Origin of the sequence: Saccharothrix luteola (assembly GCF_020859565.1) — a bacterium.
In the GTDB taxonomy this organism is placed as follows: Bacteria; Actinomycetota; Actinomycetes; order Mycobacteriales; family Pseudonocardiaceae; genus Actinosynnema; species Actinosynnema luteola.
On the sequence record NZ_JAJHUO010000038.1, the window covers coordinates 48,430 to 67,748 of the forward strand.

General features: G+C 71.6%; 17 protein-coding genes. 10 read left to right on the top strand and 7 right to left on the bottom strand.

Annotated features, from left to right (window positions below; all coding sequences use genetic code 11):
* Positions 1 to 76 precede the first annotated feature (76 nt).
* Both LNK82_RS39785 and LNK82_RS39790 read right to left on the bottom strand, forming a co-directional pair.
* Complete coding sequence (locus tag LNK82_RS39785; protein ID WP_230572037.1) at positions 77 to 1,417, bottom strand: multicopper oxidase family protein; 1,341 nt, start codon at positions 1,415 to 1,417, stop codon at positions 77 to 79.
* Entirely contained in the window at positions 1,410 to 2,225 is an 816-nt protein-coding gene (locus tag LNK82_RS39790; RefSeq protein ID WP_230572038.1) for a cupredoxin domain-containing protein, read from the bottom strand. The genes LNK82_RS39785 and LNK82_RS39790 overlap by 8 nt, the downstream gene beginning before the upstream one ends.
* Positions 2,226 to 2,423: 198 nt before the next feature.
* On the opposite strand from LNK82_RS39790, the gene LNK82_RS39795 reads away from it, so the two are divergent.
* Both LNK82_RS39795 and LNK82_RS39800 read left to right on the top strand, forming a co-directional pair.
* The gene (locus tag LNK82_RS39795) at positions 2,424 to 3,293 is read left to right on the top strand and encodes a hypothetical protein (protein ID WP_230572039.1); all 870 of its coding nucleotides are present in this window, start codon (positions 2,424 to 2,426) and stop codon (positions 3,291 to 3,293) included.
* A gap of 27 nt (positions 3,294 to 3,320) precedes the next feature.
* Complete coding sequence (locus tag LNK82_RS39800) at positions 3,321 to 3,845, top strand: hypothetical protein (protein ID WP_230572040.1); 525 nt, start codon at positions 3,321 to 3,323, stop codon at positions 3,843 to 3,845.
* Positions 3,846 to 3,854: 9 nt separating this feature from the next.
* Here LNK82_RS39800 and LNK82_RS39805 read toward each other — a convergent pair whose 3' ends face one another.
* Together LNK82_RS39805 and LNK82_RS39810 are read right to left on the bottom strand one after the other, a co-directional pair.
* Positions 3,855 to 5,339, bottom strand: a complete 1,485-nt coding sequence (locus LNK82_RS39805; protein WP_230572041.1) for a cellulose binding domain-containing protein — start codon at positions 5,337 to 5,339, stop codon at positions 3,855 to 3,857.
* Between the two features lie 109 nt (positions 5,340 to 5,448).
* Entirely contained in the window at positions 5,449 to 5,916 is a 468-nt protein-coding gene (locus tag LNK82_RS39810) for a nitroreductase family deazaflavin-dependent oxidoreductase (protein WP_230572042.1), read from the bottom strand.
* 237 nt (positions 5,917 to 6,153) lie between these two features.
* Between LNK82_RS39810 and LNK82_RS39815 the strand changes: the two genes are divergently transcribed.
* The 5 genes from LNK82_RS39815 to LNK82_RS39835 all read left to right on the top strand — a co-directional run bounded on the left by LNK82_RS39815 (position 6,154) and on the right by LNK82_RS39835 (position 13,851).
* Positions 6,154 to 7,848 (top strand): HAL/PAL/TAL family ammonia-lyase, encoded by a 1,695-nt coding sequence (locus LNK82_RS39815; RefSeq protein ID WP_230572043.1) that lies wholly within the window; start codon positions 6,154 to 6,156, stop codon positions 7,846 to 7,848.
* A gap of 431 nt (positions 7,849 to 8,279) precedes the next feature.
* Positions 8,280 to 11,462 carry a LamG-like jellyroll fold domain-containing protein gene (locus LNK82_RS39820; protein ID WP_230572044.1) on the top strand — a complete coding sequence of 1,061 codons (3,183 nt, stop codon included), beginning with the start codon at positions 8,280 to 8,282 and terminating at the stop codon, positions 11,460 to 11,462.
* Positions 11,463 to 11,604: 142 nt separating this feature from the next.
* Positions 11,605 to 12,201 (top strand): ClpP family protease, encoded by a 597-nt coding sequence (locus tag LNK82_RS39825; protein ID WP_230572045.1) that lies wholly within the window; start codon positions 11,605 to 11,607, stop codon positions 12,199 to 12,201.
* 58 nt (positions 12,202 to 12,259) lie between these two features.
* Positions 12,260 to 13,216 carry a phosphotransferase family protein gene (locus tag LNK82_RS39830; protein ID WP_230572046.1) on the top strand — a complete coding sequence of 319 codons (957 nt, stop codon included), beginning with the start codon at positions 12,260 to 12,262 and terminating at the stop codon, positions 13,214 to 13,216.
* On the top strand, positions 13,213 to 13,851 hold the full coding sequence (locus LNK82_RS39835; RefSeq protein ID WP_230572047.1) for an alpha/beta fold hydrolase: 639 nt from the start codon (positions 13,213 to 13,215) through the stop codon (positions 13,849 to 13,851). Before LNK82_RS39830 ends, LNK82_RS39835 begins: the two co-directional genes overlap by 4 nt.
* 30 nt (positions 13,852 to 13,881) lie before the next feature.
* On the opposite strand, the gene LNK82_RS39840 is transcribed toward LNK82_RS39835, so the two are convergent.
* Complete coding sequence (locus tag LNK82_RS39840) at positions 13,882 to 14,994, bottom strand: IS630 family transposase (RefSeq protein ID WP_308257467.1); 1,113 nt, start codon at positions 14,992 to 14,994, stop codon at positions 13,882 to 13,884.
* A 189-nt stretch (positions 14,995 to 15,183) separates the two neighbouring features.
* On the opposite strand from LNK82_RS39840, the gene LNK82_RS39845 reads away from it, so the two are divergent.
* The gene (locus tag LNK82_RS39845) at positions 15,184 to 15,918 is read left to right on the top strand and encodes a class I SAM-dependent methyltransferase (RefSeq protein ID WP_230572049.1); all 735 of its coding nucleotides are present in this window, start codon (positions 15,184 to 15,186) and stop codon (positions 15,916 to 15,918) included.
* Positions 15,919 to 15,944: 26 nt separating this feature from the next.
* On the top strand, positions 15,945 to 16,595 hold the full coding sequence (locus LNK82_RS39850) for a class I SAM-dependent methyltransferase (protein ID WP_230572050.1): 651 nt from the start codon (positions 15,945 to 15,947) through the stop codon (positions 16,593 to 16,595).
* A 24-nt stretch (positions 16,596 to 16,619) separates the two neighbouring features.
* Here the strand turns inward: LNK82_RS39850 and LNK82_RS39855 are convergent, their stop codons facing one another.
* Positions 16,620 to 17,408 (bottom strand): MOSC domain-containing protein, encoded by a 789-nt coding sequence (locus LNK82_RS39855; RefSeq protein ID WP_230572051.1) that lies wholly within the window; start codon positions 17,406 to 17,408, stop codon positions 16,620 to 16,622.
* A 235-nt stretch (positions 17,409 to 17,643) separates the two neighbouring features.
* Positions 17,644 to 18,315: an AIM24 family protein gene (locus LNK82_RS39860; protein WP_230572052.1), complete on the bottom strand. Its 672-nt coding sequence runs from the start codon at positions 18,313 to 18,315 to the stop codon at positions 17,644 to 17,646.
* Between the two features lie 303 nt (positions 18,316 to 18,618).
* On the opposite strand from LNK82_RS39860, the gene LNK82_RS39865 reads away from it, so the two are divergent.
* Positions 18,619 to 19,311 (top strand): class I SAM-dependent methyltransferase, encoded by a 693-nt coding sequence (locus tag LNK82_RS39865; RefSeq protein ID WP_230572053.1) that lies wholly within the window; start codon positions 18,619 to 18,621, stop codon positions 19,309 to 19,311.
* Positions 19,312 to 19,319 lie beyond the last annotated feature (8 nt).

Sequence of the window (19,319 nt, forward strand, 5' to 3'; positions counted from 1 at the left end):
CAACGCTCCCGTTCACGGCGCACGGCCACCATCCGCCGACCCGGTCATCCGCACACGCCCCCACCGCTGGGGGTGGTCACCGGACGACCTCCAGCACGCCCATCATGCCCAGGTCTTCGTGGGAGGCGATGTGGCAGTGGTAGACCGTGCGGCCCGGTTCGCCGCGGAACGGGACGGCGATCGTGACCGTGCCGCCCGGTGGGACGTTGACGGTGTCGCGCCAGGCTCGCCGGGGTTCGGGAGCGCCGTCGCGGGACAGGACCTGGAACGAGTAGCTGTGCAGGTGGAACGGGTGGTCGGTGGTGTGGTCGTTGACGACGTCCCAGACCTCCAGCGTGTCCAGGCGGGCCTCCAGGTCCACGCGGTGGTGGTCGAAGGTCTTGCCGTCCAGCGTGAAGTGGTCGGTTCCGGTGCCGCCGAACACGATCCGGCGGCGGCGCGCGGCTTTCGCCTCGTCCAGCGCCTCCACGTCGCGCAGCCGTGCGGGCAGGGCGACGGGAGGCAGGCCCGCTGGCACGTGCAGCGCGGCCAGGCGGAACGCGGTGCTCGCGGCGCCGCCCTCGCCGTAGACCGAGTACGGCAGCGCGGTGAGCTCCAGGCGACCGGCGACGGTGGTGTCCACCAGCACCTCGGCGCGTTCGCCGGGCGCCAGCAGGACTTCGGTCAGCTCGACCGGCTCGGCGACGAAACCGCCGTCGGTCGCGACCAGGTGCACCGGGGTGCGGTCGCCTGATCGCAGCACGCCGACCAGCAGGTGATCGCCGGCGGTGGCGTTGAGCAGGCGTAGTCGGGTCCGGCCGCTGGTGGGTACGAACACGGGCCGCACGGTGCCGTTGACGCTGATGTCCCGGCCGGTGCGGGTGAACATGAGCAGCCGGTCGTCGCACGCCTTCAGCAGTTCGTCGGTCGCGCCCGTGACGACGATCGGTCCGGCCAGGCCCGCGAGCAGCTGCCGTTCGACGTCGCCGTGGGCGTGCGGGTGGTACCAGTAGGTGCCGGCCACGCCTTCGGGCACGGCGAACTCCTGCGTGCTCGTCGCGCCGGGGGACAGGTGGGTCAGCGGTGCGTCCACCGCCGGTGCGAGCGGCAGGCCGTGCAGGTGGAGGCTGCTGTCGGCGTCGAGGTCGTTGCGGAACCCGAGCCGGACCCGGTCGCCTTCGCGGAGCTTGACCAGCGGGCCGGGCGCGGAACCGTTGTAGCGCACGGAGTTCCCGGACGCGGTGGCGACCAGTTCGCCGCGCAGCACGCCGTCCTCGCCCGCGTGCAACGGCAGGGTGGGGTGCCGGGGCAGCGCCGGGCCGTCGGCGGGCGCGGCGAGGGTGGCGCGCAGGAGCGGCACACCGCCCGCGACGAGCGCTCCGGCGGTCAGGCCGCCCGCGATCAGCGCGGTCCGACGGGAGACCTTCCGCTCAGCCATGGTGGTGCGCCCCGGAGGACGTCTCGGGCGCGGCGGTGGACGTCAGCGCGTCCTCGGTGACGGTCAACCGGCCGACCATGCCCTTCTCCTGGTGGTCGCCGGCCGCGCAGTGCACCGCGTACTGGCCCGGTCGGGCGTCCACGACGGCGATCCGGGTCCGGCCACTGGGCACCTCGATGTCGACGCCCAGCTCGGTGATCGTGAACGTGTGGTTGTCGTCGGTGTCGTTGGTGAACTTGAACGCCACCGGCTGACCTCGACCGACGCGCAGCTGGGCGGGGGAGAACTTGAAGTTCGTCATGTCCACGGTCGGCAGCGCGGCGAGCTGCTCGTCGGTGAGCGAGCCGGTGTCGTCGGACTGCGGCCACACCACCAGCAAGGTCGCCGCCAACGCCACCCCGACGGCCGTGCCACCGCCAAGGCCGACGAGCCGCTCACCGGTGCCGGTGCTCGGTCGCAACACCAGGACCAGCGACGAGACGATCGCCACCCCGGCAGCCGTGACGAGGACCGCCGCGACCGCGAACGGCAGCACGTCACCGGGGCGGACCAGGTCGAACGCCAGGTCGACCGGCCGGATGAACACGACCAGGGCCGCCACGGCGATCGTCACGACCGGCGCGACCTGGACCCGTCGCCACAGCAGTGCGGCGGCCGCCAGGGGGAGGACCGAGAGAGCCGCCATGCCCGGGTTGGGCCGGCCGGCGAGGACCAGGAAGGTGATCGCGTTCGCCACCGCCAGCACCGCGGAGGCGGTCAGGGCTGTGGCCGGGGAGGACGTTCGGCGTTCGAGGGCAGGGGCGCTCATGACGGCTCCAGGTAGGTGATTGGTTAGTCACTCACTACGCTCACAGCTCATCGTGCAGAAGGGCTTTCTGTCAAGGGATGCTGAGAGCGTGGGGTGTTTGGACTGGTGAGTGTTCAGTTACTCTTGCTCGGCGGTAACGGTGGTCAGAGCCGCGCCGATGACATGCGTACACGTCCGTCCGGTGTTAGGGGGTGCCTCATGGAGGACCCTGCAGCAGGCCTGGTCATGCTGAAGGCCGAGGTGCCGGTCGTGGTCACCGGCGAGCAGGACCACCAGGAGTGGCTGGCGAGGTACCCCGTCGCGCCGGGCGGGACGTGGCGCGTGGTGGTCGAACTGGCGTGGTGCACGATCGACTCGGGCAAGTACCAGGGTCAGTACGCCATCGAAGTCAGGTTGGACGGCCGGCGGGTCGGCGAGCTGACGTACCTGATGTCACGGCGTTACGCGGACCTCATGGGCCAGGTGATCGACGCTGGTGGGAAACCGGGCTGCGAGGCGGTGATCCGCGTTGGCGAGCACGGTCACGAGGTCGTGGTCCACCTGCCGCGCGACCCGTCGGCCGTCGAGCCGCCGGCGACCTCCGCCCCTCCGTCGAAGCGGAAGTCCCGCCGTCCGATGTGGATCGCCGCCGGGGCGGTGGTGTTCCTGATCGTCGTCATCGGGACCTTCGCCGAGGAGCAACCATCCACAACGGACTCTGCTGCCACGCTGAGCACGACCACGCCCAGCACAACAACCACCGTGCCGCCGACAACCACCGTGCCGCCCACGACTACGACCACCACCACGACAACAACAACCACCACAACGACGACCGCCGAACCGGCACCGCAGCCCAACCCGGAGCCGCAGCCCAACCCGGAGCCGCAGGCGCCACCGCCACCGCCACCGCCACCGAACCAGGGCTGCCACCCCAGTTACACGCCATGCGTGCCGATCGCCGAAGACGTCGACTGCGAGGGCGGATCCGGCAATGGGCCCGAGTACGTGAGCGGACCGGTCACGGTCGTTGGTCCGGATGTGTACCGGCTGGACGGGAACGACAAGGACGGCATCGGCTGCGAGTAGGGCGTCACCGAGGAAGGGTTGGGTGTCATGGCAAGGAAGTCGGGCATGTTATTGGCGTTGGTGCTCATGGTGGCCGGGAGCGTGGTCGCCACGACCGGCGCGGCCAACGCGGTGGCCGTGGAGCAGGTTTGCGTCGGAACGTGGGCGGTCACCTACGACCCGCCCATCACGAACACGCCGCAGGTCGTGCGCGGCAACCTCACCGGGGTCTTCCCCACCTGCACGAACCTGCTCGCACCGAGCGGGTCCTACGGCCAGGTGTTCACCGACACCGTGTCGTGCGCGACGCTGCTCACCGCCGGCGCGGCGTCGCGCACGTACACGTGGAGCAACCCGCTGGCCGCGCCGACGACGTTCGCCTACAACTGGACGGTCAGCGACGTCGCCGGCCAGGCCGTGATCACCAACACGGGCCTGATCACCGGCGGCACGTTCGCGGGCGCGAGCGCGGAACAGGTGGCCGTGCTGGTGACACCGGACGTCCTGCAGTGCGCGGGCACCGGGATCGCCAGCCTCACCGGCCCGACCACGCTGACCGTCTTCCGCCCCTGACCGCGCCGGTCACCAGTCGAGCGGGAGGGTGGTGATGTAGTCGGCGAGCAGGGTGCTGATGAGCCGGTGGTCGTTGAGCGAGAAGTGCCAGTCGCAGCCGAGCCGGTCCAGGCGCGGGTCGTCGTAGTTCCAGAAGCGGACCAGGTCGTCGCCGCCCGCGTTGCGCGTGGTGACGACCTGCCGCGCGGTGTCGGCGAACAGGTTCGTGGCGCTGACCACGATGACGGTGTCGGGGCCGTACTGGGTGCGGAGCTTGTCGAGGAAGCCCAGGTACGCGGTCCGGTAGGCGGCGGTCAGGCTCTCCTGGGTCCACGGCTCGCCGGGGTTGATCGCGGTGGAGAAGTCGTTGGTGCCCAGGCCGACGACGACGAGCTGGGGCCGCCACGTGTCGGGGTTGCGCCACACGTCGCCGGGCACGTTCTGCAGGCCGCGGTCGTAGTAGGTGCGGAAGGTGGTGTCCGGGTCGCCGCCGTTGTAGTTGCGGACCATGCCGCGGCCGGAGTGGGCGTTGACCTGGTAGTCGGCGCCGAGGGCGCGGGCGGCGAGGGGGCCGAACGCGAGGTCGGTGTTCGTGTTGCGGTCGACGCCGCCATTGGCCGAGCAGTCACGCGTGGTGGAGGTGTTGCCGTAGCCGGCGGTCAGCGAGTCGCCGATGAACTCGACCTGGCGGGTGCGCGCGGCGGGCTTGGCGAGGATCTCGCCACCGGCGGCGGGCAGGAACCCGCCGAACTCGCCGCTTGCCCAGGCGCTCTCGGTGCGCTTGACGAGCCGGACGGTGTGCTCGGCGTCGGTCAGCCCGTTGATCCACCGGGTGACCCGGCCGGGCGTGACCAGCGAGGCGACGGTCCGCCCGTCGACCTGTACGTCGTAGTCGTTGGCGGCGTCGTTGAGCACGATGCCGACACCGGTGCCGCGGAAGCGGCTCTCGAAGTAGATGCCGGGCCACGTGTACCGCGCGGTGTCCGCGGTGGCGCGGACGCGGCCGACGGTGTGCGTCCGGCCGAGGATGTCGGACACCGGCGGCGTGGTGGTGGTCGTTGTTGTTGTGGTCGTTGTGGTGGTGGTCGACGTGACGGTGGTCCCGGTGCACGGGGTGCCGTTGAGCGCGAAGTCGGTGGGCGCCGGGTTCGAGCCGGTCCACGAGCCGTTGAAGCCGAACCCGGCGCTCGCGCCCGTGCCGAGGCGGCTGTTCCAGCTCAGGCTGTCGACCTGGACCCGCGCGCCGGATTGGCTCGCCGTGCCGTTCCAGAGCTGGGTGACCTTCTGACCGGCGGCGAACGACCACGTCAACCGCCAGCTCGGGACCGGGTCGCCGAGGTTGGTGACGCTCACGTTCGCGCCGAAACCACCCGACCACTGGTTGGTCACCTGGTAGGCGACCCGGCAGCCGGCGGCCGCTTGGGCGGGCGCGGTGAGGGCGGCGGCGGTCAGGGCCGCGGTGACGCCGACGACGGCCACGCCGGCGATCGCCGACCGATAGCGGGTGGTGTGCACCTGGGTTCCTCCACGATCCGGTCCGACGCTGGCCTGGGAACGCTCCCGGGCGACCGTAGCGAAGATGTTGCGCAACGAGAAGGTGTGGCGGGGAGCGTATCGATTGGTGTCAGGCCCGATCGGCGCGGATCAGTGCGACCACGGGGATCGTGCGGGTCACGCCGGCCTGGTAGCCCGCGTAGAACGGGTACCGACCCGCCACCGTGTCGAACGCCTGATCACGCTCCGCGCCATCGAGGACGACCGCGTGGGCGGCGAATTGCTCGCCTGCCACCTCGACGGTGACCTCGGGGGTGGACACCAGGTTGTGGTACCAGTCCGGGTGGCGCGGCTTGCCGAAGTTGCTGGCCACCACCAGGTAGCGGTCGCCGTCGCCGTAGTAGAGCGTGAGGATGCTCCTCGGCTTGCCCGACCGCGCGCCGGTCGTGGTCAGCAGCAGCAGGTCCATGCCGGCCATCGCACCGCCGACCCGGCCGCCGTTCGCCCGGTACTCCTCCAGCACGGCCGCGTTCCACGCGAAGACCTCCTCGCGGGACGCGTCAGGGGCCGGAACCTTCTCGCTGGCCTTGGTGCTCACCCGTGCTCCTCCTCGCTCCGGTGCATGTTCCGCGGGACCTGATCGTGCGCGAGCTGTCGGCACCGCCGGACCGCTTCCCATCAGACCGCACACACCCGTTCCAGCCCGCCCCGGGGGTGGATCTCGGGCCGTCCGTCACCCGATCGTTCGGTTCCCGCGCTCACGCCCGGCCCAGGAACGCTCCCGGTGCCAGGATCCCCGGCGAGAACCCGGTCCTCGAACGAGGTAGGAGCGCGCATGCAGGTCCCGTGGCGGTTTCTGGTCGTCCTCGCCGTCGGCGCCGTCACGGTGTCGAGCACGGCCGCCGCGCCCGCCGACGTGGTGACCCGGCAGCACGCGCCCGCGCTGGAGCTGGACGGCGACTCGTTGACCTGGTCGCAGTTGGTGGAGGTGCTCGAGGCCGACCGCGTCACCGTCCGCCTCGGCCTGAAGGCCCGGCAGGAGATGGTCAAGACCCGACAGGGCGCCGAGGCGGCGCTCGCGGCCGGGCAGCGCGTGTACGGGTGGAACCAGGCGTTGGGCCCGTTGAAGGACCAGCCGCTGCCCGAGGCCGACCGGGTGGAGTTCCAGCGCCGGGTGCTGCGCTCGCACGCCGCCGGTGTCGGCCCCGCGCTGGACGACCGGGTGGCGCGGTTGGCGCTGGTGCTGAGGGCCAACACGATGGCCCGCGGCGCGATGGGCGTGCGGCCGGAGTTCGTCGACCGGATCCTGGAGCTGGTCAACGCCGGCGTCACGCCGCGGATGCCGGAGATCGGGTCGTTGGGCACCGGCGACCTCCAGCCGATGGCCGCGGCGGGTCTGGTGCTGACCGGCGAACCCGCGCCCGCCCGCTTCAAGGGCCGGGAAGCGCCCGCGCCGGAGATCCTCGCCGCGGCGGGCGTCGCGCCGACGTTCCAGCTGGCGCAGGGCGAGGCGTTGCCGCTGATCAGCGGGAGCAGCGTGGTCACCGCCCGGTACGTCGACGCCGTGGTGCGCGCCGAACGGCTGGTCGACACCTACGACGGCGCGTTCGCGTTGTTCCTGGAGGCGACCAGGGCCGAACAGGGCGCGTTCGACGCCCGGACCCACGACGAGCGGCGCATCCCCGCCGAGGTCGAGGCCGCCCGCGTCACCAGGGCGTTGATCTGCGGCACGGGGTGGATGACCGAGGAGGGGCGCAAGGCGATCAGCGACGACGGCCCGCGCATCCAGGACGCCGTGTCGGTGCGCGCCACCCCGCACATCGTCGGGGCGCTGCGGCAGCGGCTGACCGACGCCCGCGGCCACATCGAGCGCGAGGCCAACGCCTCCACGTCCAACCCGCTGGTGTTCGCCAAGCCGGGCGGCGGTTACGAGTTCGTCATGGGCGGCAACTGGGACGCCGCGCTGCTCGGCCACGAGGTCGACTCGCTCAACGCCCAGATCGCCGACCTCGGTGTGCTGTCGCAGGAGCTGTCCGCGCGGCTGCTGTCCGACAAGTGGAGCTACCACCTGCCGGCCAACCTCGCCGGGGGAGAGATCGGTCTGAACTCGGGCATGGTGCAGGTGCAGACCGTCGCGGTGGCGCTGGTGCCGGAGATGCAGCAGCTGGCCACGCCCGCCGGCACGCTGTCCCGTCCGGCGAAGTTCGGGCAGGAGGACCACAACACGATGGCGATGGCCTCGGTCCGCGCCCTGCACGCCAACCTCGACCGCCTGGAGACGGTGCTGGCGGTGCACGTGGTGATGGCGGCCCAGGGCATCGACCTGATCAAGGACAAGATGGCCGCGTTCCCGTTGGGCAAGGGCACGGACCGGCTGCACCAGGCCGTCCGCCGGCACATCGCGCCCTTGGCCGACGACCGCTACCTGACCCCGGACCTGGAGAAGGCGACCGAGCTCGTGCGGAGCGGCGAACTGAGCCGCGAGGTGCGTGCTGCCCTTTCCCCGGGCCAGGAGAAGTGCGCGGCCTAGTGCTGTGACCGGCGTGATCCCGTGCGCGCTCAGCTCACCGCGGACTGTCGCGCGACTGCGGCATGATCGGTCGGCGTCTCCCGCGTGAGGTACTGCGGGACGGGCCCGCCGTCGTCACCGGTGTCGCGCACGAGCCCGTAGCGGACCCAGCCCTTGGCGACCGGGTCGGCCGGCGGGTGGTGATGTCCGCGGTGACCTCGCCCGCGGTCCGGTCGGAACGGGCTTCGGGGTCCGCGTCGGCGTCGTGGTGGTCGGCGAGGTCGATCAGGCGTGCTGGTGGTCCTCGATGGTCCGGACCTTTGTGGGGGATTGAGTGGTCAGGTCGTGGGAGCGCTCCCAAATGCGGGCTTTCTTGTTGTCTTCTGCGGGGGTTTGTGGATAGATGAACGACGTTGTGATGGGCCTCATAGTCGAGCCCTGAGGAGAGTTCCATGCCCCCTGCCGCCAGACGGCTGTCCGCCCTGCTCTTGGCACTCCTGCTCATCCCCGTCGTCACCGGAACCGCGACCGCCGCCGCGCCCCCTGCGCACGGCCTCAAGGGCGAGTACTTCCGGATGTCCGCACCCGGCGCCCGCGACTTCGCCGAGTCCGGCGGGGCCACCCTCGACCCGAACGTCGACTTCGCCGACCTGACCGGCACGTTCCAGCAGCTCACCGGCCGCACCGAGCACACCACGGCCCGCTGGACCGGCAGCCTCACCGCGCCCGCCACCGGCGACTACACCTTCCACGCCGTCGGCGACAACGGCTTCCGCCTGTTCCTCGACGGCGCGCCGGTCATCGACCACTGGGTCGGCGACTGGGACGTCGAGCAGCACAGCGCGCCGGTCCACCTCGTCGCGGGCGAGCGGCACGACTTCAGGATGGAGCTGTTCCAGGACGTCGGCGGCGCGAACCTGCGGCTGCGCTGGTCGACGCCGACGCTGGCCAAGCAGCCGGTGCCGGAGACGGCGTTCCTCCCGCCGGTAGACTTCCCGGTCTACCCGGTCGGCCTCACCGTGTCGCCGGACGGCCGGAGGCTGGAGGCCGCGTTCGACGAGCAGGTGCACCACCTCGGCGACCTGGAGTCGCACCTCAAGGTCGAGGTCGACACCGTGCCGTTCCCGATCGAGTCCGCCGCCGTCGACCGCCGCGACCGCACCAAGGTCGTCGTGCGGCTCGGCGCGACCGTCCAGAAGCCGCAACGCGTCCGGGTCACCTACGACGGCGAGGGCGGCCTGGTCGTCGGCGCGGACACGGTGCCCCGGATCATCCGCAGCGCGACCAACACCTCCACCCGGCGCCTCCGGACCGAGTGGGGCGAGCGGGTCGACAAGGACAACCCGCTGCCCGAGTACCCGCGTCCCCAGCAGGAGCGGGACAAGTGGCTCAACCTCAACGGCCAGTGGGAGTTCTCCGCCGCCGCGGCGGGGCAGCAGCCCGCGTTCGGTCGCGGGCTGCCCGAGCGGATCACCGTGCCGTTCCCGGTGGAGTCCCAGCTCTCCGGGCTGGAACGGCACGAGGACCACATGTTCTACCGCCGCCAGTTCGAGGTGCCGCGCGACTGGCGGGTCGGCCGGGGGCAGCGGCTCAAGCTCAACTTCGGCGCGGTCGACCACCACGCCAGGGTGTGGGTGGACGGCACGCTCGTCGCCGAGCACACCGGCGGCTACACCGCGTTCACCGCCGACATCACCGACGCCCTGCGCGGCGGCGGCAGGCACGAGCTGATCGTCGCGGTCACCGACACCACCGGCGACAACCAGCCGATTGGCAAGCAGTCCCGCAACCCGGGCGGCATCGTCTACACGGCGTCCTCGGGGATCTGGCAGACCGTGTGGCTGGAGCCCGTGCCGGACAAGGCGATCGACGACGTGAAGACCACGCCGGACATCGCCAAGGGCACGCTCACCGTCCGCGTGTCGTCCTCGACGGCCTCGGCGAACGCCAAGGTCACCGCCACCGCCCGCGACCAGCGGGGCACGAAGGTCGGCACGGTCACCGGCGCGCCGAACACCGACCTGACCCTGCCGGTGCCGAACGCGCGCCTGTGGAGCCCCGACGACCCGTACCTGTACGACCTGGACGTGACCCTGGAGGACGGTCGCAGCAGGGACGAGGTCGGGAGCTACTTCGGCATGCGTTCCATCGGTGTGCGCGACGTCGCCGGCTTCCCGAAGCTCGTCCTCAACGGCGAGCCGGTGTTCTCGCTGGCCATGCTGGACCAGGGCTTCTGGCCCGACGGCCTCAACACCGCGCCCAGCGACGAGGCGTTGGCGTGGGACATCAAGGCCCAGAAGGACCTCGGGTTCAACGCGCTGCGCAAGCACATCAAGGTCGAGCCCGCCCGCTGGTACTACCACGCCGACAAGCTCGGCCTGCTGGTGTGGCAGGACTTCGTGAACGTCAACGTCACCGACGTGACCGGGCAGCAGGCGTTCCTCACCGAGGGCAGGCGCGCCATGGAGCAGCTGCACGACTCGCCCGCCGTCATCGGCTGGGTCGTGTTCAACGAGGGTTGGGGCGAGTGGGACCGGGAGGAGACCGGCCGCATCACCGAGTCGGTCAAGACCGCGGACCCGTCCCGGGTCGTCAACGCGCACAGCGGCGTCAACTGCTGCGCGTCGAAGGGTGACTCGGGCAAGGGTGACGTGATCGACCACCACGACTACAACAACACCGACCCGGCCTGGCCGGACGCCACCCGCGTCGCGATGGACGGCGAGCACGGCGGGTTCACCCTCCGCACCCCCGGCCACCAGTGGCCCGGCGCGCCGGCCGTGATCTACAGCGGCGTGCCCGACAAGGCCGCGCTGACCGCCAAGTACGTGTCGAACACCGAGGCGTTCTACCTCGACGCGGCCGGCGCGGAGCTGTCCGGGTCGGTCTACACGCAGATCACCGACGTGGAGACCGAGCTGAACGGCCTGTGGACCTACGACCGGCGTGAGATCAAGGTCGACCCGGGTCCGGTGCGCGAGATCAACAAGCGGGTCATCGCCGCCGGCGCCGCGGCGGCCGAGCGCACGTACGACGGCAAGGGCTCCTGGTCGTTGGACGGCAACGGCGACGACACGAGCGGCGCGCCGAACCCGTTGTCCCTCACCGGGGACGCGGCGTGGACGACCGGCGTGCGGGGGCAGGCGCTGACGTTCGACGGGAACGGCGACTACGCCCAGACCGTCGGACCGGTGCTCGACACCACCGGCTCGTACTCGGTGTCGGCGTGGGTGCGGATGGACTCGCTGCCCGACAACTACGCCACCGCCGTCAGCCAGGACGGCCGGCGCGTGGAGAACCCGTTCTACCTCCAGTACGGGCAGGGCCGGTGGGCGTTCAGCGTCCCCGGCGGCCGGCGTGCCACGCTGGCCGCCACGCCGGAGCTCGGCCGCTGGTACCACCTGGTCGGCGTGCGCGACGAGGCGGCGGGCGAGACGCGCCTGTACGTCGACGGAGCGCGTGCGGCGGCGATCCCGATCGGGCCGGACGAGGTGAGCACCGGGCCGTTGGCCATCGGCCGAGCCAAGTACGCCGGCGTGCGTGGCGACTTCTGGCACGGCTCGGTCGACGAGGTCCACGCCGTGGACCGCGCCCTGACCGACGCGGAGGTGGCGGACCAGCACGCCGCCCGCTGACCGGGTACGGGAGGCGAAGGGCTGCGGGGCGACGTCCCCGCAGCCCTTCGTCCTGCCTGTGGGGTCTGGCAGGTTCAGGTCACGGGTCCTGCCGCCGGTCCGTCGTTGCCTATGGTGAGGGAATGCTCTTCCCCTCGAAGCCATGCTGAGCGGACGCGACACCCGGCGACTGCTGCGGGAACGCGTGGTCCTGCTGACCTCCGAGGTCGACGACGCGCAAGCCGACCGGATCGTCGCCCAACTCCTGCTCATGGAGCAGGCCGATCCGACCGCGGACATCCACTTCTCCATCGACTCGCCGGGTGGCCTGGTCACCGCCGGCATGGCGATCTTCGACACGATGCGGCTCATCCGCCCCGACGTGGTCACCTGGGCCGCCGGCTTGGCCGTCGGCATCGCCCAGGTCCTGCTGTCGGACGGCGCGCCGGGCAAGAGGTACGCGCTACCCCACGCCAAGATCATGATGCGGGCGCCGGCCGGCCCACCCCACCCGACCCCGGTGCGGCTCGACCTGCTCGACCGGGTGACGGAGGAGATGACGGCCATCGTCGCGGCGCAGACCGGTCGGTCCGTCGAGCAGGTCGCCGCGGATGCCGCCCGGGGCAGGTGGTTCACCGCGGAGGAAGCCCTCGCCTACGGTTTGGTCGACGGGATTCGCGACCGGCCCTCGATGCGACCCTCACCGTCCGGAGTGGAACGGCGTGGGCGGTGGTGGGCTCGGCGTGGGGACGCTTCGTGACACCGGGGCCCGGCGAAATCCGGGTGCGGGCACGGGGAAGGGCGGGTGTACTCCCCTCATGGTCGAATACCACCAGCGTCACTCCGACGAGTGGGTCGCGTACTTCACCCGTCGGGGCCACCGCGCGCCGCGCCCCCTGGCCGCCGGGGTCGAGGGTGCCGTCTACCGGCTCGACGAGGGACTGGTCGCCAAGGTGTGGAGCGGCCGGCCACCGGCGGACCTCGACCTCTTGCGCCGGGTCTACGTGGACATCGCCCGCCACCGGTTGCCCTTCGCCACGCCGGAGATCCTCGACAGCGAGGTCCACGAAGGGGTTCTCGTCACCTACGAGCGCGAGCTGACCGGTACCCCCTTCCGCTCCGAGCCCGTCACGGCCTCCGCCGAACGCGACCTGCCCGCCACCGAGACCGCCGCGCTGCTGACGGTCCTGCGCGGCCTCGCCACCGTCCCGGGCACCGACGCCATGCGAGAGCTCACCGTCCAGGGCGACGACCGGCCGCTCTGGCAGGGGCACACGCGCTTCCCCGACGCGCTCGCCGCCCTCGTCCGCCGTGCCACCCGGCGCCACGGCGACCTGCTCGCCGCCCACGTCCCGGGCCTGCCCGCCACGGTGGAGCAGGTCGTCGCCGCCCTCACCGCCCTGCCCGACCCACCCGTCACCGCCGTCCACGGCGACCTGGTCCCGCCCAACATCCACGTCGACCACACCGGCCGCCCCACCGCCGTCCTCGACTTCGGCTTCTTCACCACCGCCGGCGATCCCGCGTTCGAGGCCGCTGTCACCGCCGCTGTCTGGGACATGTACGGACCACACGCCCACCACCACACCGCCACCCTCACCCGACTGTTCGCCGACGAGCTCGGCCACCCCGTCGAGACCCTCGAGCTCTACCAGGCCGTGTACGCCCTCACCACGTACGACCTGTTCTCCTCCGACGGCGGCGACGGCCACTTCCAGTGGTGCGCCGCCCTGCTCAGGAGGACGGCGACCGGGAATGGCAGGGTGTCGGTATGAGCACCTTCGTGTTGATCCACGGCGGGGGCGGCAGCGGTCGGGACTTCGAGCGCCTCGAACCCGAGCTGCGCCGGCGCGGGCACGACGTCGTGGCCCCCGACCTGCCCATCGACGACCCCGCGGCGGGGTTCGCCGAGTTCTCCGACACCGTCGTGGCCGCCGTCGGAGACCGCCGGGACCTCGTCGTCGTGGGGCACTCCTACGGGGGCTTCACAGCGTCGCTGGTGTGCGCCCGGCTGCCCGTGCGGCTCCTGGTGTTCCTCGCCGGGATGGTGCCCGCGCCGGGGGAGGTACCGGGTGACTGGTGGGGCAACACCGGGTTCGAGCACCCCGAGGGCCTCGACGACACCGAGGTGTTCTTCAACGGCGTACCGGCCGACGTCGTGGCGCGGGCCCAGTCGCACGGCCGCTCGCAAGTCAGCGCCGAGGCCACCCAGCCCTGGCCACTGGACGCGCTGCCGGACGTGCCCACCCGCGTGCTGCTGTGCCGGGACGACCGGTTCTTCCCGCCGGAGTTCCAGCGGCGGGTCGCGCGCGAGCGGCTCGGCCTGGAACCGGACGAGATCGACGGGCCGCACTGCGTCCCCGTCAGCCACCCGGCGGAGCTGGCCGAGCGGCTCGTCTCCTACCTCTAGTGCGCTGACCACTTAAGTTTGCCGGGTTGGTCAGGCTGCGTGTGGTCGGCCCCAGCGTTGGTGGCGTTCGCTGCGGATGCGGGCTCGTTCGCGGCGTTGGGCGTCGAGGACGTCGGGGTGGCGGGCGTTGGCGTTGCGCCAGCGGAGGTGTCGTTGCAGCTCACTGGCCAACACCGTGTGGTTGGGATGAACGGAGTTGGCGATGACGAAGGTGCGTAGCGGCCCGAACTGCGGCTCGATCGGGTTGGCCCAGGAGGCGTAGGTCGGGGTCAGGCAGATCTCGACGTTGTTGTCGGCCGCCCAGCCGAGGATTCTCGGGGTCTTGTTGGCCGACAGGTTGTCCATGATCACGTGGATCGGTGCGCCGTCCGGTCTGGCCGCCCGGATCGATTTCAGGGCGGCCAGGCTGTGGTCGCCGCCCTTGCGGCGGCGGGTGACGCCCCAGAGTTTGTCGTCGCCGATGGAGTAGCAGCCGTGGAAGTAGCGGATGCCGTGGGTGCGCCGGTAGGTCGCCGGCAGTCGGTCGGGGTGCTTGCGTGGTGCCCAGCCGGAGCCGTGGTGCGGCCGGATCGAGAGTGGTCCGAACTGGTCGAAGGCGAAGCAGCGCTGCGGGAACCTGGTGAGGACCTCGTCGATGCGGTCGAGTTTGGCGTCGAAAGCGGGGTCGTTGGAGGTCTTCCAGGTCCGGGTCCGTTGGAAGCTGATCCCGTGCTCGCGCAGGACCTGCCGCAGCCGTTCCCGACCGATACGGACCCGCCGGTGCGGGTTGCGGTGCAGGTGGGCGGCGAGTTTGCGCAGACTCCACCGGGTGAAGGGCAGGCCCGCCCTCGCGGGGCGGGCCTTGGCCGTCGCCACGACGAACGCGATGTCGTCGGGGCCGATCAGGCGGGGACGGCCTCCCGCCCAGCTAGGGTCCAGCGCCGCCAGGCCGCGGGTGTTGAAGTCGTGGATCACGTCCCGGACGGTGTCCGGGTCGGCGGCGACCAGCCGCGCGATCGACGGCGCCGGCGTCCCGGACGACGACGCCAGGATGATCATCGCCCGGCGCATCCGGATCGTGCCCTGCTTGCCGCGCCGCACGTAGTTCAGCAGACGGCGGCCCTCGTCCTCGGTTAATCGACGTGCTCTGACCGGCTCGGCCATCGACCCGTCCTCATGCTCGGCGGCGACTACGTCACCACCGAGCATGAGATCACCACGAACCGCCGTCGGGGATCTTGTCCGGCGTGTCCCCAACCCGGCGAACGTATGTGGTCAACGCACTAGCCGGGCTGCGCAAGTGGCTCGGCGATCTCGTGGCGGCCAGGTTGATCAGTCGGCAGTATGGGGTCCATGCCGGCCAACCCCGAGAGTCCTGTCGACGTGGCCGTGGAGAACGACTACGACGGCTTCGCCGAGGCCTACGCGGCGGAGAACGAGACCAGCCTCGTCAACGCTCACTACACCCTGCCCGCGGTCCTCGACCTCGCCGGGGACGTGGCCGGGCGGCGGATCCTCGACGCCGGCTGTGGCGCCGGCACCGTGACCGCGGCGCTGCGCGACCGGGGCGCCCTCGTGTCCGGGTTCGACCGCAGCGCCAAGATGGTGGAGCTCGCCCGGCGGCGACTGGGCGACGACGCGGACCTGCGGGTCGCCGACATCACCGCTCCGCTGCCGTACCCCGACGCCGCGTTCGACGACGCCGTCGCGGCCCTGGTGCTGCACTACCTGGAGGACTGGGCCGGACCGCTGGCCGAGTTGCGGCGCGTGCTGAAGCCGGGCGGGCGGCTGATCGTGGTCGTCAACCACCCGATCATCATCAAACTGGCGGATCCCGCAGCCGACTACTTCGCGACCAGCAAGTGGTCGAGCGAGTACAGCTTCAACGGCCAGTCGGCCGTGCTCACCTGCTGGCACAGGCCGCTGCACGCGATGACCGACGCCTTCACCGCGGCCGGCTTCCGCACCGCCGTCATCAGCGAACCGCACCCCGCGCCGGAAGCCCGCGAACTCTTCCCCGACGAGCTGGCGAAGTTCCCCTCGGGGGCGTTCCTCTGCTTCCTGTTCTTCGTCCTGGAGGCCGTCTAGCCGCCGCACTTCGGTAGCGTGGGGGAGTGGGAGAACGACCACTGCTCGGCTCGTCGTTCGGCACGGCGGCGACTGCGTACGCCGAGCACCGCCCGGACTACGCGCGGGCCGCGGTGCGGTGGGCGGTGGAGTTCGCGCCCGGCCGCCGGGTGCTCGACCTCGGCGCCGGAACCGGCAAGCTGACGGCCGCGCTGGTGGCGTCCGGCGCCGAAGTCGTCGCGGTCGAGCCGGACGCGGCGATGCTGACTGAGTTGCGCCGCGCGCTGCCGGACGTCCGTGCCCTGGCGGGCAGCGCCGAGGCGATCCCCCTGCCGGACGCGTCGGTCGACGCCGTGCTGGCCGGCAACGCCCTGCACTGGTTCGACCTGACCGTCGCGGGACCGGAGATGGCCAGGGTCCTCGCGCCCGGTGGCGTGCTGGCGGGCCTGTGGAACGTGCTGGACGACCGGGTGGACTGGGTCGCGGGACTCGCGCGGGTCAGCGGGAGCGCGGCTGTCGGCCCACGTGACACGGTGAGCAGCTGGCGCGCGGCGACGGCAGGCATGCACCTCCCGAGGATCGGAATGGACGTCCGGTTCGGCTCACCGGAGCAGGCCGAGTTCCCGCACGGGCAGCGCCGCACCGCTGATTCCCTCGTCGCGACGCTCGCGACGCTGCTCCGCACCCGGCGGCTCTGAGGCCGGGATGGCTCGGTCGTCGGGTCAGCGCCACTCGGTGACGGTGACCGTGTCGCCGACGGTGATGTGACCGGGGGTGAGCACGGCGGCTTTGAGGCCGAAGCTGACGCCGTCGGGCTCGCGGCGGTAGTCGGCCAGGGTGCGCAGCGGTTCGGGGCCGACGCGGACGCCGGTCGTCTGGTCGACGAGGGTGACCGCGCAGCGGATGGCCAGTTCGCCGAAGCCGATCTCGGTGTCGCCGATCGTCATCCGGGCGACCCGGTCCTCGGTGTGCGGTTCGGGCCAGCCGCTGATCACGACGTTGGGCCGGAACCGGTCCATCGGCACCGGTTGCGCGCCCTTCCTCGCGATCCGGGCGTTCAGGCCGTCCAGTGTGGACAGCGAGAGGACCAGCAGGGCGGTCGGGTCGGTGCCGTTGCGGGCGCGGTTCGCCCGGTCCGGTTCGCGTACCAGGCGGACCGCCTTGCCGACCGCGTCGGACAGCCACTGCGCCGCCTCGTCGCCCTGGTCGATGCCGGAGCCGGGCCACTTCTCCACGTCCACCGGCCGGGCCGTGCCGTCCGCGGTCATGTCCAGCACCAGCTCGCCGGCGCCGGGCGCGCTCAGCGCCAGCTTCGCGCCGTCGTGCAGCAGCCGGACCCGGACCGCGGCCAGTCGCGGCGCCTCGCCCTGCCAGACGATCCCGCCGTCCGCCCCGACCGGCGCGTACAGCCGATCGTGGACCAGCCCGGTCCGGGCGACCTCGGCCCGCTCCACGACGACACCGCCACACCCCTTGACCGGGTACAAGGCCAGCCCGGAAACGGTCACCATCCGGTCAAAGTACCCGTCGCCACTGGCTCGGCACCACGATCCGCGACGAATCTCCGGGACGTGTGCGAACGTTCGGCCGGCCGGCGTGCCCCTTACCCGCGTTCGGCTCCACCGACCCACCGCCGGACGGCAGGCAGCCGTCCACAAAGGACACCCGACTCGGCTCCCGGAGGCCGGCCGGCGGACCGCGATGTCGACCGCGGCCGGGCGTGGTGGGGCCCGGCCGCGGTGCGCGTCACTGCTTGGGCACTGGCGGGTGGCCTTCCGACGCCTGCACGACGACGATGCCCTGCCCGGACAGCGCGAGCTGGTACGCCTCACCGGAGCCGCGCCCGATGGCCGCGCCGAGCTTGGCGGTCTTGCGGATCGAGGACTGCAACGAGGTGGACCACAGGACGGAGGACTGCATGTCGACGTACGTGGGCACGTCCACGTTCAGCACGACCGGCGTGCCGAAAGCGGTGACGGCGAGCGCGCCGGTGCCGGTGAACGTCGTGTTGAACAGGCCGCCGCTGAGCATCGACGCGCCTTCGACGCGGTTGATGTCCCACTTGAGCGTGCTCTCGAACGCGAGCACGTTCTTGCCGTTGACGGTGACGCCCTCGTCCTCCAGGTAGAGCACGAACACCTCGTCGGCGTCCTGGGCGAGGAACACGTCCCCGCTGCCGGACACCTTCATCAACGACATGCCCTCACCGGTGAGGGCCTTCTTGAACAGCTTGCCGAGGCCGCCGGCGCCCTCGTAGGCGAAGTCGACATCGCCCTGGTAGGCGACCATCGACCCCTGCTTGGCGAAGAAGAACCCGCCGCTGCCGGTGAGGTCCACCTTGAGCATGCGTTCGTTCTGCAACTGGAAGCTGCCGGGCTCGACGGACCGCTCGGCGTGGTTGAACAGTGAGCTGCGCATGCCCCGATAGTGCAGGTGATCACCGAGCGGTGCACCACCGGGGGTCATGCCGGGCGGCCGGTGCGGCGGACCCGTGCACGACCGTGGTCGCGGTGTCGCCGGTCCGGGGGTTCCTTACGGCACGGCACGGACCACGCGCTGGATGGTGACCAGGCCGTGCTTGGTCGGCGTCGCTCGCCGGGTGGCGGAGGGTGGCGCGGTGTTCACCGTCCGCCTCCCGTCGTGCGGCTGAGACCGGCACGCCCCGGGTGTGGCCGTGGAAAGTCGATTGCCCCGTTCCGGGCCCGCGTTAGGCTGCGGCCAATGACCGACAATGCGTTGACCGCGGCCGGGCAGGACTGGGAAGAGCAGGCGCGGAACTGGACCGCCTGGGTGCGAAAACCGGGCTTCGACTCGTACTGGCGCTATCGCGACGCGTTCTTCGAGCTGGTGCCGCCCGCCGGCCGGGCAACTCTCGACCTCGGCTGCGGCGAGGGCCGCGTGTCCCGCGACCTCGTCGAGCGCGGGCACCGGGTCACCGGCATCGACGCCTCGCCCACCCTGCTGGACGCGGCGCGACAGGCTCACCCCGAGGGGCGGTACCTGCTGGCCGATTCGGCGGACCTCCCCTTCCCGGACCACAGTTTCGACCTCGTCATCGCGTACTGCGTGTTGATGGACGTCGACGACCTGCCGGGCACCGTCGCCGAGATCGGCCGGGTGCTCGAACCGGGTGGCAGGCTCTGCCTGGCGGTCACGCACCCGATCACGAACACCGGCAGCCGCCGTGACGGCGTGTTCGTGCTCGACCGCCCCTACTTCGGCCGGCACCGCTTCGAGGAGGAGGTCGAGCGGGACGGGATGCGGATGAAGTTCCAGGGGTGGAACCACCCGCTGAGCGCCTACACCACGGCCTTGGAAGACTCCGGTCTGCTCATCGAGGCCCTGCGGGAACCGCGGGTCGGCAACGACCCGATCCCGTGGCACATGTGGATCAGGGCCGTGCGCCCGCGGTAGTGCCGCCC

Coding starts and splice junctions, on each gene's coding strand:
- LNK82_RS39855 (WP_230572051.1), bottom strand. CDS start 17,408: ATGGTGACCGTTTCCGGGCTGGCCTTGTACCCGGTCAAGGGGTGTGGC.
- LNK82_RS39800 (WP_230572040.1), top strand. CDS start 3,321: ATGGCAAGGAAGTCGGGCATGTTATTGGCGTTGGTGCTCATGGTGGCC.
- LNK82_RS39820 (WP_230572044.1), top strand. CDS start 8,280: ATGCCCCCTGCCGCCAGACGGCTGTCCGCCCTGCTCTTGGCACTCCTG.
- LNK82_RS39835 (WP_230572047.1), top strand. CDS start 13,213: ATGAGCACCTTCGTGTTGATCCACGGCGGGGGCGGCAGCGGTCGGGAC.
- LNK82_RS39860 (WP_230572052.1), bottom strand. CDS start 18,315: ATGCGCAGCTCACTGTTCAACCACGCCGAGCGGTCCGTCGAGCCCGGC.
- LNK82_RS39825 (WP_230572045.1), top strand. CDS start 11,605: ATGCTGAGCGGACGCGACACCCGGCGACTGCTGCGGGAACGCGTGGTC.
- LNK82_RS39790 (WP_230572038.1), bottom strand. CDS start 2,225: ATGAGCGCCCCTGCCCTCGAACGCCGAACGTCCTCCCCGGCCACAGCC.
- LNK82_RS39840 (WP_308257467.1), bottom strand. CDS start 14,994: ATGGCCGAGCCGGTCAGAGCACGTCGATTAACCGAGGACGAGGGCCGC.
- LNK82_RS39785 (WP_230572037.1), bottom strand. CDS start 1,417: ATGGCTGAGCGGAAGGTCTCCCGTCGGACCGCGCTGATCGCGGGCGGC.
- LNK82_RS39815 (WP_230572043.1), top strand. CDS start 6,154: ATGCAGGTCCCGTGGCGGTTTCTGGTCGTCCTCGCCGTCGGCGCCGTC.
- LNK82_RS39795 (WP_230572039.1), top strand. CDS start 2,424: ATGGAGGACCCTGCAGCAGGCCTGGTCATGCTGAAGGCCGAGGTGCCG.
- LNK82_RS39865 (WP_230572053.1), top strand. CDS start 18,619: ATGACCGACAATGCGTTGACCGCGGCCGGGCAGGACTGGGAAGAGCAG.
- LNK82_RS39830 (WP_230572046.1), top strand. CDS start 12,260: ATGGTCGAATACCACCAGCGTCACTCCGACGAGTGGGTCGCGTACTTC.
- LNK82_RS39845 (WP_230572049.1), top strand. CDS start 15,184: ATGCCGGCCAACCCCGAGAGTCCTGTCGACGTGGCCGTGGAGAACGAC.